Below are 17,368 nucleotides of genomic sequence, written 5' to 3'. Positions count from 1 at the left end.
TTACATGGCACTGGTAGATTCCCACCAGGCACTAAATTGTTGTGCGTTGTCATTCACCCGAACAGGCTCGCCCTGCTTTGGTGTTAACAAACGGAAATTTTTGCCGAGACTGGCTTGCGCCAGGCTTTTGTACGGTGCATCCCAGGTATGTTTTGCCAGTACAAAGCGGCCCGCATGTCCCGGTAAAATCGCACGAGCATTCAAATCAACAGCGGCCTGCGCGGTTTCTTTTGGCATCATATGAATATTGTTCCAGTCCTCGTCGTACTGGCCATTTTCCATAATCGCGATATCCACTGATCCAAACTGTTCGCCAATCGCTTTGAAATGCGGCCCGTAGCCGGTATCGCCGCTGTAATAGATTTTTTGTTCATCGGTCACGAACATAAAACTCGCCCATAGCGTCTGGTTGCTCTTGAATGTACGGCCAGAAAAATGTCGAGCAGGAAGCACATGAACGGTTAGCTCATTCGAAACTTTTACTGACTGGTTCCAGTCTTTTTCCTGAATGATGTCGCTATTTACTCCCCAATAGCGCAGATGCGAACCGACGCCAAGCGGCGTGATTATCTGGCGGATTTTAGGTTTCAGCGCCTTGATGGTGGCGTAATCCAGATGATCGTAGTGGTCGTGGGAAATAATCAGCAGGTCGATTTCTGGCATCGACTCAGCCGTCCACGGGTAATCACCGGGAAATGCTTTATTCAGAAATGAAAAGGGTGCGGCATAGCGGCTGAAAACGGGATCGATAAGAATGCGTTTCCCGGCCAGCTGGATATACCAAGAAGAGTGGCCGAGCCAGACCATCATGTCCTGCTCAATCGGCAGGCTCGCCAGATCGGTTTTCACCAACGGTAACGGTTGTTGCGGGCGCGCGTTTTCAGTTCGCGTGGTTAAAAACCCCCACCATGCGGCGAGCTTACTTTTCTGCCCGGTATAACCCTGCGTGGGAACCTGGTTGCGAAATTGCCCGTCAACATAGTTTGCAGAGCGTTCGACTAAACTTAGACCTTCTCCTTGCGGAGCCTGGCCAAACCCGGCATTCAGGACAAAAGGCAAACTGGCTGCTGTAGCAATCAACATAATAATAACCGCGCAAATGGAGAGACGTTTCATATCCTGGCCCGCATGTACGCCCCATCCACTGGAACGTTGCTAACAAAACTTGATAATGAGTGAGTAAGCACTCATTATAGGTGCAGAGTGACCTGCGTCAAGATGCTTTTCAATCGCTGACATTCAGCGTTGCAGTGGCGTAGCTCGCGTGATTCAATTCGCTTTCGTTAATTTTGAGGGTTAATCGTTGTGGCTCGTCCGAAGAGTGAAGATAAAAAACTAGCGTTACTGGAAGCGGCGACTATCGCCATTGGCCAGTCGGGTATCGTGGCGTCTACCGCGCAGATCGCCCGTGCCGCAGGGGTTGCAGAAGGCACGCTGTTTCGCTATTTCGCCACGAAGGATGATTTGCTCAACGAGCTATATCTGCATTTGAAGCAAGGTTTACTGTTGGCGATGCAGGCGAATCTCGACCGCACGTTGAAGGAACCGAAGGAATACACCCGCTATATCTGGAACAGTTACATCGACTGGGCGATTGCTAATCCGCAGGCGCATCGCGCGATTCGCCAGCTCGCTGTAAGCGATAAAATTGACGAAGAAACCAAGCAGAAAGTGGCGGAGTTGTTCCCGGAATTACACGAAATTTGCTCGCAATCGATCTTAAAAGCCTTCAGCTGCGGGCCTTATCGCGCATTTAGCGACGCTATTTTTTCTTCACTGGCAGAGACGACGATGGAGTTCGCCAGCCGCGAACCGGAACGAGCTGGCGATTTTAAAGCGCTAGGTTTTGAGACGATGTGGCGTGCTTTAGCGAATTAGCTTTTCACGCGCTGAATATAATCGCCAAATGCGGTGAGCTGCCCGGTCAGATGATCAAGTGTGCTTTGATCCACCACTTCGCCCGTTTGCGCATCCACTTTATTCTGAATCACGCCCCCCATAAATTCGGGCTTGTTCATCACCATCGCATCTAAGAACACCAGAATCTGGCGCAGATGATACTGGCAGCGCGCGCCGCCAATCGCGCCCATTGAACTGGTTTGGATCAGCACCGGTTTACCTGCCAGCGGCTGTTCCGGCAAGCGTGACAGCCAGTCGATAGCGTTCTTCAATCCACCCGGCACCGAATAGTTATATTCCGGCGTCACGATCACCACGCCATCTGCGGCGCGAATCTGCTCGGCAATGGCTTCCACAGTTGCCGGGAACCCCTCTTCTTGCTGCATATCGGCGTCATACAACGGAATGTCTTTAATCGACGGTAATGCGTCAATGCTCATCCCTGCCGGGGCGATGCGAGGCAATGTGCGGGCAACCATGGCGTTGAATGAACCCTGTCGAAGGCTACCTAATAACGTGACAATCTTTAACGTGTCGGACATGCATACTCCTTGGTGTCAGGACGTTCTGGAAAGATTAGTTTTGATATAACGCTTTTTCGGACGACATACTGGTTAAGCGAATAATACTGCCGTCAGGGTCCCGGTAACGAGATTTAACATCCCACAGACTATGCCAGTTTTGCGGGCTTTCAAACTCCCACAAACTCAGTTTTTCGATGGCAGGTGAAACCACACAACCCCAAATCAGTAACCCTTCTACGTCGCTAATCGCTTCTATTTCAGTCTGGTCACTCACTCGTATGCGCCCGGCACCCGGCAGAAGCTGCAAACTTTCTTCGCGCCCCGTCAGCTTAAAAGCGCTTTGATGCAACGTGCGCAGTTGCGCTTTCGCCTCACCCGGATTTTTTTGGTTATTTATCCAGATAGACTCATTACTGCGAAAGCTTGAAGACGCAGCAACAGACGGTAGATTGCCGAACGACTGATTTATCTCGATATCCAGCCCACAACGGCCTTCGGTCGTGATCAACACCCCGACTTTGTTTCCGGCGTAGGCAATGCTGAAATCCGTTAGCGAAGAGTCGGCAAAGTGCGGGCGTCCAGCAGCGGTAGTGACGATCTTTGGTAATTGTTGAATGCCATACAGCATATAAAGCAATTCAGCCAACAAACTGCGGGAGGCTAAAAATCGTGAACGGCGGTGTTCTGGCATGTTGAGGGCGTGATCATGACATTCGTCATTCAGCCGGCTCGAAAAGGGGTATTTCGGGTTAATCGTCCATCTTGCAAAATGCGTTGCCATTTGTCTCTCCTTGATACCAGGCAATTTACTCTGTTTTTGATTGTAGGTTTTTTGGTAATGAAACGCACGGCCCGGCATGGATAAAAAACGATCAAAACCTTAGCAAATGATCAACGTCATGAATATTTGGGTTTTAATCATCCGCCAGCTCAGCCTGCGTGTATTTGATGCTGTAGCCCGACTCAGAGGGATGGATATAGGCAAATCCTTGTGTTCCAAAATGCATTCCCGCGACGAGCAGGTTTTCTCGGGCGACGTGTCGCAGAATTTCTGCGCGGGTTTGTTCAGCCTGAGCAGAGTTGCAATCAAACATAATGGAAACTGCCGGGTGAGCTGACTGTATATGGGGAAAATGAACTACATCGCCCCAGATAAGCAAACTCGTTTCCGTTGAATCAATCTGAAAACCCGTGTGGCCCGGCGTATGGCCAGGGAGCCAAACCGGGCGAATGCCTTCTGTTATCTCATCTTCGGAAATAATGTGCAGCTTGGGTGCATAGGCATCAAGTACGCGGCGGGCGAGCAAAAAATTACGCTGTCCTCGCTCGCTGGCTTCGTTGAAATGATGATCGTCTCGCCAGTATTCAGCTTCAAGAGCATGTAGATAGAGTCGCGCATTTTTATATACCACAAGCCCCTGCTCATCGAGCAAGCCGCCGATATGGTCGGGGTGGCAATGCGTTATTAAGAGTGTGTCGATGTCGTCAGGAGAAACTCCGGCGGCACGCAGGTTTTGGCTGAGCCTACCTCCCGCATTGTTCAACCCTCCCGTACCGCTATCAACCAGCATAGTGCGCCCACGGCCACGTATCAGGTAGCAATTGATGTGGATAATGCCGGGTTCATCAACACCCGCGCTATGCTGAATTGCCTCTGCCGCCGGTTTTCCAATACCTGAGAGCAAATCCAGACTGGCTGCCATATTTCCGTCACTGACGGCGGTAATCAGAAAGTCACCAATCTGACGGGAGAAAAAAGTGGGCTGGTTCATGACGGTTACCTCAAGATGAATGACGGGAAACACTAGACTTGCGCGATGACTTTCCGTCATCTTAAAGGCTTAAATCAGGCTCTTATAACGATACTATTTCACCCATCAATGACATTTTGTCACTGAACCTGCACGAATAGGATGGCTCTAATGCGCAGAAAGCTTCCCAGCAGCGCTTCATTGCTGGCTTTCGAGTCAGCGGCAAGACACGGTAATTTTGCCAGGGCAGCCGAGGAGTTGTCGCTAACGGAAGGCGCTATCAGTCGCCAGATAGCGCGCCTTGAATCGCTACTCAGCTGTAAACTCTTTGACCGCGTAGGGAACCGGGTAAAACTTAATCCTGTGGGGGTTCGCTATTCACATCATGTTCGCGAAATGCTTGAACGACTGGAAAGAGATACCCAGTACATTTGCGGTATTCACGAAGGAGGGCAAAGCCTGGAACTTGCCGTTCTCCCCACTTTTTCAAGCCGCTGGCTTATTCCTCGTTTGAATGGTTTCAGATCCTTGCATCCGGATATCACACTGAATATTGCCGCCCGAAGCGACCCGTTTATTCTTGCTGGAAGTGGTTTTGATGCCGCCATTCATTTTGAACATCCTGGATGGGCGGGCATGAACGTCAGTTTTCTGCTTGAGGAGCGTTTGATACCGGTGTGCCATCCGACATTGCTGACAAACGAAGATATAGCGCAACAACTGAACGGGCTGCCGCGTATCCATCGGCGGCAGAATCCGGAAGCATGGCATCACTATGCCCGGCAAAATGGAATTGTTCTTGATAACCCTTCTCAAGGCGACCGCTACGACCTGCATGAAATGGCTATCGCTGCTGCAATCACGGGACAGGGTGTTGCGCTGGTGCCACGGATGTACGTTGAAAAAGAGCTTCAGGATGGTTTGCTGGTGGCGCCCTGGCCGGAATCAGAAAGCCTGAGCAAAAAGTTTTGTCTTGTGAAGCCAACCGTTTCGGGAATCAACGATCGGGCATTAGAGGCTTTTGAAACCTGGTTGCAGGTAGAAATCACGAGCGGTACGGCAAGAATAGATAATAAAAACCCGTATTAACATGTCGTTAATACGGGTTAGTGAACGTTTACGTACTAATCAGGTTTTAGCTTACTTGCCGATACAGAAGCTTGAGAAAATGCGTCCGAGCAAATCATCCGAGGTAAATTCGCCGGTGATTTCACTCAGGCTTTGCTGAGAAAGACGCAGCTCTTCGGCCAGCAATTCCCCGGCCCACGCACCCAGCAGCTGCGCTTTGCCTTGTTGCAGATGGTCTGCCGCCTGTTCCAGCGCTTGCAAGTGGCGACGACGCGCCAGGAAGCCGCCTTCCATATTGGTTTCAAAGCCCATGCTCTGTTTTAGATGATCGCGCAGCACATCTACACCTTCACCGGTACGCGCAGACAGGCGTACAAGTGAGTGACCATTCACATCGCTCAGGCCCAGCGTTTCACCTGTTACGTCCGCTTTGTTGCGCACCACGGTAATCGGCAAACGCGCCGGTAAGCGTGCAATAAAGTCTGGCCAAATATCTGCCGGGTCTGTGGCGTCGGTAGTGGTGCCATCAACCATAAACAGCACGCGGTCCGCTTGTTCAATCTCATTCCACGCCCGTTCGATGCCGATACGCTCAACTTCGTCGCTGGCTTCACGAAGACCTGCGGTATCAATGATATGCAGCGGCATGCCGTCGATGTGGATATGTTCGCGCAATACATCGCGGGTTGTCCCGGCAATATCCGTCACAATCGCGGCTTCACGCCCGGCAAGAGCGTTCAGCAGGCTCGATTTCCCGGCGTTAGGACGCCCGGCAATCACGACTTTCATGCCTTCTCGCAGCAAACTGCCCTGGCGTGCTTCGGCGCGAACCGCGTCCAGATCGCCAATCACCTGGTTCAGTTGCGCTTCAATTTTGCCGTCGGAGAGAAAATCAATTTCTTCATCCGGGAAATCAATCGCCGCTTCAACGTAAATTCGCAGATGCGTCAGCGCTTCAACCAGATGGTTTACTTTTGCCGAGAATGCACCCTGTAACGAATTTAACGCTGAACGCGCCGCTTGTTCTGAGCTGGCATCAATCAGGTCGGCAATCGCCTCGGCCTGTGCCAAATCCAGTTTGTCATTCAGGAACGCCCGCTCGGAGAACTCACCCGGCCTTGCGATTCGCAGCCCTGGAAGCGCCAGAATACGTTTTAACAGCAGATCGAGGATAACCGGGCCGCCGTGACCCTGAAGTTCCAGCACGTCTTCACCGGTGAAGGAATTTGGGCCTGGGAACCACAGTGCGATGCCTTGATCCAGAACGCTGCCATCCGTATCACGAAATGGCAGATAATCGGCGTAGCGTGGCTTAGGGAGTTTGCCCAGAATCGCTTGTGCGACTTCACTCGCTTGACGGCCTGAGACGCGCAGGATACCGACCCCACCACGTCCCGGCGGTGTCGCCTGGGCAACGATTGTCTCGTTATGGCTCATTACTGCCCCTTCGTTTTGATTGGTGGATGGCGCTTCGCTTATCCACTCTACGAAATAAAAAAGGCGGTCAAATGACCGCCTTTCGTAAGCATCTGGCTAATTGCTATCAGGTCTTTTTCTTATCGCGGCTGTGTAAGCCACGTTTTTCAAGACCGCGATAAATCAGCTGCTGCTGGATGATGGTCACTGTGTTACTGACGATATAGTACAGTACCAGGCCTGACGGGAACCACAGGAAGAACACCGTGAAGATGACCGGCATAAAGGTCATGATCTTCTGCTGCATCGGGTCGGTCACGGTGGTCGGCGACATCTTCTGAATGAAGAACATCGTCAAGCCCATCAGGATCGGCAGGATGTAGTACGGGTCTTGTGCAGACAAGTCATGAATCCACAGTGCGAACGGCGCATGGCGCAGTTCCACAGAACCCATCAGCATGTAGTACAACGCCAGGAAGATTGGCATCTGGATAACCAGAGGCAGACAACCACCCAATGGGTTAACTTTCTCAGCTTTATACAGAGCCATCATTTCCTGGCTCTGGCGCTGTTTATCGTCACCAATACGTTCACGCATGGCCGCCAGTTTAGGCTGCAACATACGCATTTTCGCCATGGAGGTGTACTGCGCTTTAGTCAGCGGGTACATGATGCCACGAACGATAAAGGTGATTACGATAATGGAGAAGCCCCAGTTACCGATGAAGCTGTGCAGGAATTTCAACAACTTGAACAGCGGCTGAGAAATAAACCACAACCAACCATAATCCACGGTCAGGTCAAGGTGTGGCGCAACGGCTGCCATTTTGTCCTGAATTTCCGGGCCAACCCACAGGGTGCTGCCCAGTTGAGCTGTTTGGCCTGGCTGAACCAGTTGCGGAGCAGATTTATAACCAATCGCCGCCACATCATTGCTCAGTTTGGTGGTATAGAAGTTGTTTGTACCCTGATTACGTGGAACCCACGCAGTTGCGAAGTACTGCTGCAACATCGCTACCCAACCATTGCTGGCGTTAACGTTCAGGTTTTCACCGTCTGCGATTTTATCGAATTTATATTTTTCGTATTTCGCATCTGGAGTTGAGTACGCTGCACCGCGGAAAGTATGCAACGCAAAGTTGCTGCTTCCGGTATCGCGGTGGGACGGCAAATTGATGGACTGCTTCAGCTGACCAAAAGTAGCCAGTTCCAGTGGTTTCTCACCGGCGTTCTTCACGTTGTAATCCACGCTTACCGCGAACTCGCCGCGTTTCAGAGTGAAAGACTTAGTAAAGGTGTTGCCAGCCGCATCGGTATAAGTCATTGGAATCACCAACTCGTTCTGGCCTTCCGGCAAGACGAAGCTGTCGCTTTCAACGTTATACAGAGGACGATCGCCATTAGCCGGGTTATCCGGGCCGTCACGACCAGTCAGGCCGCTTTGTGCCTGGTAGATAAACTCTGGCGTGGTTTCCAGTAACTGGAACGGCTCATTGGATTTGAGCTCTTTCGGGTAGGTCAGTAACTGTGCCTGCTCAACATCACCACCACGGGTGTTGATGGAAAGCTCAAGGACGTCAGTCTTAACCGTGATGATTTTCCCCTGGCCACTGGTCGGCACACCCTGGCTTGCGGCGTTACCTGCTGCGGTGGTCGTAGTCTGCGTGGTCTGCTGTACCTGAGGTTTAGGAGCGTGGTCCTGCTCCCAGGCTTGCCAGATCATGAAAGACACGAACAACAAAGCGATGAGAAAGAGATTGCGTTGCGAATCCATCGTTAGTGTTCTCTGGTATCAAAAGGTCCAGGTGGGACGGGATCGTCTCCACCGGGGTTCAAAGGGTGGCATTTTAATACGCGTTTCACTGTCAACCAACTGCCTTTTAATACCCCAAACCTGCGCAATGCCTCAATTCCGTAGTGAGAACAGGTTGGAGTAAAACGACAATGCGGCCCGAGAAGCGGACTTATCAGGCGCTGATAGACCCTAATCAGGCCTATCAGGAGCCGGGAGACAGGCGACAGTGACGGCGCCATAACTTTTCCAATGCTTCCGATAAAGCCCGGTTATCCAGGTCTGCAACCCCTTTCTTAGCCACTACCACGAAATCCATTGGCGGGAGTTCGTGCTGACGCAAACGGAAACTCTCACGCGTCAGACGTTTAATCCGATTGCGTTCGTGTGCACGTTTAACGTTTTTCTTAGCGACTGTAAGACCGATGCGGGGATGCCCCAGCGAATTTAGGCGGCCGAGGATGGTGATTTGCGGCGTGCCAGCCCGTTGAGGCTGCTGGAAGACGAAAGTGAAATGAGTGGGAGTTAACAAGCGTAACTCCCTGGGAAATGCGAGCTTAACCACTCAGGGGTTAGCTTTTATTACTTAGAAACGGTCAGACGGGAACGGCCTTTAGCACGACGACGTGCCAAAACCTGACGACCATTTTTAGTTGCCATACGAGCACGGAAACCGTGTGAACGGTTACGCTTCAGTACGGACGGTTGAAAAGTGCGTTTCATGGCGATTTCTACCTAAACTTGGATAAATTTCACTGGGTTAGCGAAGAGCCTTGCAGAAACTGCAAATGACTTACGCCTCAGTGTGGCTGATTAAAGAGGCCGGATTGTAATAATTGTACACTCCGGAGTCAATTCTCTTTCCTTATTTCCCGTGCCTTAATTCGCTTTTTGACCCCTGAAACGACCAGGATCTGACCAAAATAAAGCCGTGGTGACACGCGACGGGTGGGGAATTATACGGCGTCCCCATTAAAGCGCAAGGATCGACTGGGATCTTCCTTAGATCAGATAAGCTGATTTTGTGCGCGAGTCATTAAATTTTCCAATATAGGAATGTTATGCGCTACGCGTTTAGCAGGATCGTTTACACTTACACTCCACAAAACAACCCTGTGGATAAATCGGGAAGAAACTGTGAGAAACAGAAGATCTCTGGCGCACTTTAGGCTATGATCCGCGGTCCCGATCGTGATCCTTTAGCGTTCACCCTGGGGTAAACCGCAGATAGCGGTTCGCACGCTTCCCGTACCGGGGTTCCGTTGAGGAAGAGTCGGCGTGTGTCAACAATCATGAATATAAACTTTCAGTCTTCGTCATTTTATCGACTTTGTTCGAGTGGAGTCCGCCGTGTCACTTTCGCTTTGGCAGCAGTGTCTTGCCCGATTGCAGGATGAGTTACCAGCCACAGAATTCAGTATGTGGATACGCCCCCTACAGGCGGAACTGAGCGATAACACGCTGGCCCTGTATGCGCCAAACCGTTTTGTACTCGATTGGGTGAGAGACAAGTACCTCAATAACATCAATGGCTTGCTCAATGATTTTTGCGGTAATGATGCCCCTGTCCTGCGTTTTGAAGTTGGTAGCAAACCGGTCAGTCAAACGCTGAATCAGCAGACTGTTACTACTGCTCCGGCGCATGTGCACATTGCACGTCCAACGAATCAAATTCGCCCAAGCTGGGATAACCTCCCTGCTCCGGCTGAACACTCTTATCGTTCTAACGTCAACGTGAAACATACCTTTGATAACTTCGTTGAAGGTAAGTCGAACCAATTGGCTCGCGCGGCGGCACGTCAGGTGGCTGATAACCCAGGCGGCGCATATAACCCTCTATTCCTTTATGGCGGCACGGGTTTAGGTAAAACGCACCTTTTGCATGCTGTTGGCAACGGTATTATTGCTCGCAAACCGAATGCAAAAGTGGTGTACATGCACTCTGAGCGTTTCGTTCAGGACATGGTAAAAGCACTGCAAAACAACGCTATTGAAGAGTTCAAACGTTACTACCGTTCTGTTGATGCGCTGCTGATTGATGACATTCAATTCTTTGCTAATAAAGAGCGCTCACAAGAAGAATTCTTCCACACCTTCAACGCCCTGCTTGAAGGTAATCAACAGATCATTCTGACTTCGGATCGTTATCCAAAAGAGATCAACGGTGTTGAAGATCGTCTGAAATCTCGTTTCGGTTGGGGACTGACGGTAGCGATTGAACCGCCGGAACTGGAAACTCGCGTTGCGATCCTGATGAAAAAAGCTGACGAGAATGACATTCGTCTGCCGGGTGAAGTGGCTTTCTTTATTGCCAAGCGTTTACGTTCTAACGTGCGTGAGCTTGAAGGAGCACTGAACCGTGTTATCGCCAATGCCAACTTTACTGGCCGGGCGATAACCATCGACTTCGTGCGTGAAGCGCTGCGTGACTTGCTGGCGCTGCAAGAAAAACTCGTTACCATCGACAATATCCAAAAGACGGTGGCCGAGTACTATAAAATAAAGATTGCTGACCTGTTGTCCAAGCGTCGTTCTCGCTCGGTTGCCCGTCCACGTCAAATGGCGATGGCGCTGGCGAAGGAACTGACTAACCATAGCTTGCCAGAAATCGGCGATGCCTTTGGTGGCCGCGACCATACTACGGTCCTGCACGCCTGCCGTAAGATTGAGCAGTTGCGTGAAGAAAGCCACGACATCAAAGAAGATTTCTCCAACTTAATCAGAACATTATCTTCGTGACGCTATGAAATTTACCGTTGAACGTGAAACTTTATTAAAACCGCTGCAACAGGTGAGTGGCCCCTTAGGTGGCCGTCCGACGTTACCGATTCTCGGCAACCTGCTGTTGCAAGTCGCGGAAGGGACTCTTTCATTAACAGGCACTGACCTGGAAATGGAGATGGTCGCGCGTGTCGCATTGGTGCAACCGCATGAGCCGGGTGCTACAACCGTTCCTGCGCGTAAATTTTTCGATATCTGTCGTGGTTTGCCGGAAGGTGCAGAAATCGCTGTTCAGCTTGAGGGCGACCGCATGTTGGTGCGCTCCGGGCGTAGCCGTTTCTCGCTTTCAACGCTGCCTGCGGCGGATTTCCCGAACCTGGACGACTGGCAGAGCGAAGTAGAATTCACGCTCCCGCAAGCGACCATGAAACGCCTGATTGAAGCCACGCAGTTTTCTATGGCGCATCAGGACGTTCGTTACTATTTGAACGGCATGTTGTTTGAAACCGAAGGCGAAGAGTTACGCACCGTGGCGACCGATGGTCACCGCTTGGCTGTGTGTTCAATGCCGGTCGGTCAGTCTCTGCCTAACCATTCGGTGATCGTGCCGCGTAAAGGCGTGATTGAGCTGATGCGTATGCTCGACGGCGGTGATTCACCGCTGCGCATTCAAATTGGTAGCAACAACATTCGTGCTCACGTCGGCGACTTTATCTTCACTTCTAAGCTGGTTGATGGCCGTTTCCCGGATTATCGCCGCGTATTGCCGAAGAACCCGGATAAACATCTCGATGCCAGCTGTGATTTGCTGAAACAAGCATTTTCACGTGCGGCGATTTTGTCGAATGAGAAGTTCCGTGGCGTTCGTCTGCAAGTGATTGCCAATCAGTTGAAAATCACCGCTAACAACCCGGAGCAGGAAGAAGCCGAAGAAATTCTCGACGTCACTTATGACGGTACAGATATGGAAATCGGCTTTAACGTCAGTTACGTGCTTGATGTACTAAACGCACTGAAGTGCGAGAACGTACGCATTTTGCTGACTGACTCTGTTTCCAGCGTGCAAATTGAAGATGCAGCTTCTCAGGCTGCGGCCTATGTCGTCATGCCAATGAGACTGTAGATGTCGCTGTCGCGTTTACTGATTAAAGACTTTCGAAATATCGAAAATGCGGATCTGGCTCTGTCTCCAGGGTTTAATTTTCTGGTCGGAGCCAACGGAAGTGGCAAAACCAGCGTGCTTGAGGCGATTTATACCCTCGGGCACGGGCGTGCTTTCCGCAGTCTGAAAATTGAACGTGTGATCCGCCATGAAACAGAATCCTTTGTCCTGCATGGGCGTATACAGAACGGCGAGCGGGAAACCTCTGTTGGCCTGACCAAAGACCGTGCAGGCGACAGCAAAGTGCGCATTGATGGTAGCGACGGCCACAAAGTGGCAGAGCTCGCGCTGTTGATGCCCATGCAACTCATCACCCCTGAAGGGTTTACATTGCTCAACGGCGGCCCCAAATACCGTAGAGCTTTCCTCGATTGGGGATGTTTCCATAACGAACCAGGTTTTTTCGTCGCCTGGAGCAATCTCAAGCGCCTGCTAAAGCAACGTAACGCTGCGTTGCGGCAAGTCACGCGCTATGCGCAACTACGGCCATGGGATCAAGAGCTTATCCCACTAGCGGAGCAAATCAGCCGCTGGCGTGCCGAGTACAGTGCAGCCATTGCCGATGACATGGCAGATACCTGTGCGCAATTTCTACCGGAATTCGCGCTTAACTTTTCCTTCCAGCGTGGTTGGGAAAAAGAGAGTGACTACGGTGAGCTACTGGAGCGCAACTTCGAGCGCGACAGAATGCTGACCTACACCGCCCACGGCCCTCACAAAGCTGATTTCAGAATTCGTGCAGACGGTGCGCCGGTAGAAGATACGTTGTCGCGTGGGCAACTTAAATTACTGATGTGCGCCTTACGACTGGCGCAGGGTGAGTTTCTCACCCGACAGAACGGGCAGCGTTGCCTGTATCTGATAGATGATTTTGCCTCTGAACTAGATGATGCACGTCGTGGTCTATTAGCCAGCCGGTTAAAGGCGACGGAATCACAAGTTTTTGTTAGCGCGATTAGCGCAGAACATGTGATGGATATGGCGGACAAAAATTCGAAGATGTTCGCCGTGGATCAGGGTAAAATAACGGATTAACCCAAGAATAAATGAGCGAGAAACGTTGATGTCGAATTCTTATGACTCCTCCAGTATCAAAGTCCTTAAAGGGCTGGATGCGGTACGTAAGCGCCCAGGCATGTATATCGGCGATACGGACGACGGCACCGGTCTGCACCACATGGTATTTGAGGTCGTAGATAACGCTATCGACGAAGCCCTTGCCGGTCACTGTAAAGACATCGTTGTCACCATCCATGCTGATAACTCTGTTTCCGTAACCGATGATGGTCGTGGTATTCCTACCGGCATTCACCCTGAAGAAGGTGTGTCTGCTGCCGAAGTTATCATGACCGTGCTTCATGCCGGCGGTAAGTTCGATGACAACTCTTATAAAGTTTCTGGCGGTCTGCACGGCGTGGGTGTTTCGGTTGTTAACGCCCTGTCTCAGAAGCTGGAACTGCTGATTCGCCGTGAAGGCAAAGTACACCAGCAAACTTACATCCACGGCGTGCCACAAGCGCCGCTGGCGGCAACGGGTGATACCGAGGCAACCGGTACGCAAGTCCGTTTCTGGCCAAGCCACGAAACCTTCACCAACGTGATTGAGTTTGAATACGACATTCTGGCTAAACGCCTGCGTGAACTGTCGTTCCTGAACTCTGGTGTTTCTATCCGCCTGATTGATAAGCGTGATGGCCGCCAGGACCACTTCCACTACGAAGGTGGTATCCGCGCGTTCGTTGAGTACCTCAACAAAAACAAAACTCCAATTCACCCAACCGTGTTCTATTTCAGCACTGAAAAAGACGGCATTGGCGTAGAAGTGGCGTTGCAGTGGAACGATGGTTTCCAGGAAAATATCTACTGCTTTACCAACAACATCCCGCAGCGCGATGGTGGTACGCACCTGGCAGGTTTCCGCTCGGCGATGACACGTACGCTGAATGCGTATATGGAAAAAGAAGGCTACAGCAAAAAAGCGAAAGTGAGCGCCACCGGTGACGATGCCCGTGAAGGCCTGATTGCTGTTGTCTCCGTAAAAGTTCCAGATCCTAAATTCTCTTCTCAGACCAAAGATAAACTGGTTTCTTCAGAAGTGAAAACAGCGGTCGAGCAGCAGATGAACGAATTGCTGTCTGAATACCTGCTGGAAAACCCGTCTGATGCGAAAATCGTCGTCGGTAAAATCATTGATGCGGCTCGTGCTCGTGAAGCAGCACGCCGCGCACGTGAAATGACCCGTCGTAAAGGCGCGCTGGATTTGGCTGGTCTGCCAGGCAAACTGGCTGACTGCCAGGAGCGCGACCCGGCTCACTCCGAACTGTACCTTGTGGAAGGGGACTCTGCGGGCGGCTCTGCAAAACAGGGGCGTAACCGTAAGAACCAGGCGATTCTGCCGCTGAAAGGTAAAATTCTGAACGTTGAGAAAGCGCGCTTTGACAAAATGCTCGCCTCTCAGGAAGTTGCCACGCTGATTACCGCGTTAGGTTGCGGCATTGGCCGTGACGAATACAACCCGGACAAACTGCGTTACCACAGCATCATCATCATGACGGATGCGGACGTCGACGGCTCACACATTCGTACTCTGCTGTTGACCTTCTTCTACCGTCAGATGCCTGAAATCGTTGAACGCGGCCACGTGTATATCGCACAGCCACCGCTGTACAAAGTGAAGAAAGGCAAGCAAGAGCAGTACATCAAAGATGATGAAGCGATGGACCAATACCAGATCGCAATCGCACTGGATGGCGCAACGCTGCACACCAACGCCCACGCACCAGCCATTGCTGGCGAAGCGCTGGAAAAACTGGTGTCTGAGTTTAAAGCCTGCCAGAAAATGATTGGCCGCATGGAGCGCCGTTATCCGCGCAACTTGCTGAACAACCTGGTTTATCACCCGACGCTGGCTGACGCCGATTTGGTTGACGAAAGCAAAGTGAATGCCTGGGTTTCAGCATTGGTTAATGCGCTTAACGAAAACGAGCAGCACGGCAGTACCTGGAACTCCCTGGTTCGTCATAATCGTGAACTGAATCTTTTTGAGCCGGTAATTCGTGTGCGTACCCACGGCGTTGATACTGACTATCCGTTGGAGCAAGAGTTTATCGTTGGTGGTGAATACCGTCGTATTTGCACGCTGGGCGAGAAACTGCGCGGTCTGATCGAAGAAGATGCGTTCATTGAACGTGGCGAGCGCCAACAGCCAGTTGCCAGCTTCGAGCAGGCGCTGGAGTGGTTGGGCAAAGAGTCACGTCGTGGCCTGTCTATTCAGCGTTACAAAGGTTTGGGAGAAATGAACCCGGATCAGCTGTGGGAAACCACAATGGATCCACAAAGCCGTCGTATGCTGCGCGTGACTGTAAAAGACGCGATTGCAGCCGATCAGCTGTTCACCACCCTGATGGGTGATGCGGTTGAACCACGTCGTGCATTTATCGAAGAAAACGCCCTGAAAGCGGCGAATATCGATATCTAATCTGTACCTGTTGGTGGGCGTCTGTCCACCAACCATTTCCCTCACCTTGCCTCTATTTTCCCGTGTTAATCCCCCTGAGTGACTACACTTCAAGTACACACTTCGTGAATGCAAGAGGACACGGTCATGGGTTTATTCGATCAAGTTACTGGCATGATGGGGGGTGGCGATGCAGGTAAATTCAAAGTCATCCTTACATGGATAAATGAACAAGGCGGCATTCAGGCAATTCTGGAGCGGTTTCGCGAAAAAGGTTTTTCAGATGTGGTCACTTCATGGCTGAGTGGCGCACATAATCAAAGCGTTAGCCCGGAGCAAATACAAGACGTGCTGGGCACTCAAGCAATCAGCGGTCTGGCTGAAAAACTCGGGATTGATGTGGGAAGTGCATCTCAGCTGCTGGCAGAGCAGTTCCCGAAAATTGTCGATACTTTATCGCCAGCAGGTGAAGTCGCTCACGATGAAGATTTGCTGACCAAAGGCTTCCATATGCTGAAGGATAAATTCTTCCGCTAATACCCCCTTTCTGCAACTCGAATTATTTTGGGTATAAACGCCACTCTTTACGGGTGGCGTTTTTTTCATCCAAAAAACGGACCTTTTTCACCCGTAACGTAGCGCTATTTTTGCAGGCTTAATCGCGTTAGCATGAGATAAACTCATTACCTCAGAAAACCCTATGCCTATAAAACTCATTGCTATTGATATGGACGGCACACTGTTGCTGCCAGACCACACCATTTCTCCAGCCGTTAAAGCAGCCATCGCCAGCGCGCGCGAACGCGGCGTCAACGTTGTTTTGTGTACCGGACGTCCTTTTGCAGGTGTTGAGAGCTATCTCAAAGAGCTGCATATGGATAAACCGAATGACTACTGCATTACCTATAACGGTGCATTAGTTCAGAAGGCCAACGATGGCAGCACCGTGGCGCAAACCGCGCTGAGTTATGACGACTATCGCTACCTGGAACAGCTTTCCCGCGAAGTCGGTTCCCACTTCCACGCGTTGGACAGACACACGCTGTACACCGCGAACCGCGATATCAGCTACTACACCGTTCATGAATCCTTTGTCGCCAATATCCCGCTGGTATTCAGCGAGCCAGAAAACATGGATAAAAACGGCGCGTATCTGAAAGTGATGATGATCGACGAGCCAGCGATTCTGGATAAAGCCATCGCTAAAATTCCAGCCGATGTGTATGAGCGTTATACATTGCTGAAAAGCTCGCCTTATTTCCTTGAGATCCTCGACAAACGCGTTAACAAAGGCACAGGCGTGAAAGCGCTGGCGGAATCTTTGGGCATCAAGCAAGAAGAAGTGATGACGCTGGGCGATCAGGAAAACGACATCGCGATGCTGGAATACGCGGGTATCGGTGTGGCGATGGAAAACGCCATTGATAAAGTGAAAGAAGTCAGCAACTTCGTCACAAAATCGAATCTCGATGATGGCGTTGCGTATGCGATTGAGAAGTTTGTTCTGAACGATCGATAACATTTAAGCCTTAAGCCCCGGCAATAACTCAGCCGGGGTTTCTCGACCCTCAAATACCC

The 17,368-nt window shown here is 51.1% G+C and carries 17 protein-coding genes; 8 read left to right on the top strand and 9 right to left on the bottom strand.

Annotation, left to right across the window (positions count from 1 at the left end; all coding sequences use genetic code 11):
- The gene (locus tag AC0IWZ_RS21065) at window positions 1–1,116 is read right to left on the bottom strand and encodes an MBL fold metallo-hydrolase (protein ID WP_471678538.1); all 1,116 of its coding nucleotides are present in this window, start codon (window positions 1,114–1,116) and stop codon (window positions 1–3) included.
- Window positions 1,117–1,305: 189 nt separating this feature from the next.
- On the opposite strand from AC0IWZ_RS21065, the gene AC0IWZ_RS21060 reads away from it, so the two are divergent.
- A complete protein-coding gene (locus AC0IWZ_RS21060) occupies window positions 1,306–1,878 on the top strand; it encodes a TetR/AcrR family transcriptional regulator (RefSeq protein WP_034499816.1) in 573 nt (190 codons plus the stop codon).
- Here AC0IWZ_RS21060 and AC0IWZ_RS21055 read toward each other — a convergent pair.
- The 3 genes from AC0IWZ_RS21055 to AC0IWZ_RS21045 all read right to left on the bottom strand — a co-directional run bounded on the left by AC0IWZ_RS21055 (window position 1,875) and on the right by AC0IWZ_RS21045 (window position 4,195).
- Window positions 1,875–2,441: an NADPH-dependent FMN reductase gene (locus AC0IWZ_RS21055; protein ID WP_471678539.1), complete on the bottom strand. Its 567-nt coding sequence runs from the start codon at window positions 2,439–2,441 to the stop codon at window positions 1,875–1,877. The two genes, AC0IWZ_RS21060 and AC0IWZ_RS21055, sit on opposite strands and share 4 nt — an antisense overlap.
- Window positions 2,442–2,475: 34 nt before the next feature.
- On the bottom strand, window positions 2,476–3,204 hold the full coding sequence (locus tag AC0IWZ_RS21050) for a 4'-phosphopantetheinyl transferase family protein (protein WP_410373172.1): 729 nt from the start codon (window positions 3,202–3,204) through the stop codon (window positions 2,476–2,478).
- 133 nt (window positions 3,205–3,337) lie between these two features.
- Complete coding sequence (locus tag AC0IWZ_RS21045; protein WP_471678540.1) at window positions 3,338–4,195, bottom strand: MBL fold metallo-hydrolase; 858 nt, start codon at window positions 4,193–4,195, stop codon at window positions 3,338–3,340.
- Between the two features lie 150 nt (window positions 4,196–4,345).
- On the opposite strand from AC0IWZ_RS21045, the gene AC0IWZ_RS21040 reads away from it, so the two are divergent.
- A complete protein-coding gene (locus AC0IWZ_RS21040; RefSeq protein ID WP_471678541.1) occupies window positions 4,346–5,263 on the top strand; it encodes a LysR substrate-binding domain-containing protein in 918 nt (305 codons plus the stop codon).
- Window positions 5,264–5,314: 51 nt separating this feature from the next.
- Here the strand turns inward: AC0IWZ_RS21040 and mnmE are convergent, their stop codons facing one another.
- From mnmE to rpmH, 5 genes are all read right to left on the bottom strand, one after another.
- Window positions 5,315–6,679, bottom strand: a complete 1,365-nt coding sequence (mnmE, locus tag AC0IWZ_RS21035; protein WP_034499804.1) for a tRNA uridine-5-carboxymethylaminomethyl(34) synthesis GTPase MnmE — start codon at window positions 6,677–6,679, stop codon at window positions 5,315–5,317.
- Window positions 6,680–6,785: 106 nt separating this feature from the next.
- Window positions 6,786–8,432 carry a membrane protein insertase YidC gene (gene yidC / locus AC0IWZ_RS21030; protein ID WP_034499801.1) on the bottom strand — a complete coding sequence of 549 codons (1,647 nt, stop codon included), beginning with the start codon at window positions 8,430–8,432 and terminating at the stop codon, window positions 6,786–6,788.
- Window positions 8,433–8,434: 2 nt separating this feature from the next.
- Window positions 8,435–8,692, bottom strand: coding sequence for a membrane protein insertion efficiency factor YidD (gene yidD / locus AC0IWZ_RS21025; protein ID WP_072011227.1), 258 nt, complete (start codon window positions 8,690–8,692; stop codon window positions 8,435–8,437).
- Window positions 8,656–9,015, bottom strand: coding sequence for a ribonuclease P protein component (gene rnpA / locus AC0IWZ_RS21020; RefSeq protein WP_034499799.1), 360 nt, complete (start codon window positions 9,013–9,015; stop codon window positions 8,656–8,658). The genes yidD and rnpA overlap by 37 nt, the downstream gene beginning before the upstream one ends.
- A gap of 17 nt (window positions 9,016–9,032) precedes the next feature.
- Entirely contained in the window at window positions 9,033–9,173 is a 141-nt protein-coding gene (rpmH, locus tag AC0IWZ_RS21015) for a 50S ribosomal protein L34 (protein WP_003849659.1), read from the bottom strand.
- A 627-nt stretch (window positions 9,174–9,800) separates the two neighbouring features.
- On the opposite strand from rpmH, the gene dnaA reads away from it, so the two are divergent.
- The 6 genes from dnaA (at window position 9,801) to yidA (ending at window position 17,309) form a co-directional block, all read left to right on the top strand.
- Window positions 9,801–11,189: a chromosomal replication initiator protein DnaA gene (dnaA, locus tag AC0IWZ_RS21010; protein WP_034499796.1), complete on the top strand. Its 1,389-nt coding sequence runs from the start codon at window positions 9,801–9,803 to the stop codon at window positions 11,187–11,189.
- A gap of 4 nt (window positions 11,190–11,193) precedes the next feature.
- Window positions 11,194–12,294, top strand: coding sequence for a DNA polymerase III subunit beta (dnaN, locus tag AC0IWZ_RS21005; RefSeq protein WP_034499793.1), 1,101 nt, complete (start codon window positions 11,194–11,196; stop codon window positions 12,292–12,294).
- Window positions 12,295–13,368: a DNA replication/repair protein RecF gene (gene recF / locus AC0IWZ_RS21000; protein ID WP_034499790.1), complete on the top strand. Its 1,074-nt coding sequence runs from the start codon at window positions 12,295–12,297 to the stop codon at window positions 13,366–13,368.
- A gap of 28 nt (window positions 13,369–13,396) precedes the next feature.
- Entirely contained in the window at window positions 13,397–15,811 is a 2,415-nt protein-coding gene (gene gyrB, locus AC0IWZ_RS20995) for a DNA topoisomerase (ATP-hydrolyzing) subunit B (RefSeq protein ID WP_471678542.1), read from the top strand.
- A gap of 126 nt (window positions 15,812–15,937) precedes the next feature.
- Window positions 15,938–16,327: a YidB family protein gene (locus tag AC0IWZ_RS20990; protein WP_471678543.1), complete on the top strand. Its 390-nt coding sequence runs from the start codon at window positions 15,938–15,940 to the stop codon at window positions 16,325–16,327.
- A gap of 163 nt (window positions 16,328–16,490) precedes the next feature.
- Window positions 16,491–17,309, top strand: coding sequence for a sugar-phosphatase (yidA, locus tag AC0IWZ_RS20985; protein ID WP_034499782.1), 819 nt, complete (start codon window positions 16,491–16,493; stop codon window positions 17,307–17,309).
- Window positions 17,310–17,368: the final 59 nt, after the last annotated feature.

The sequence above is a fragment of the Buttiauxella sp. AC142 genome (assembly GCF_979253435.1).
Note: the sequence above shows the minus strand (reverse complement) of the source record. Positions and strands in the feature narration are given on the sequence as shown.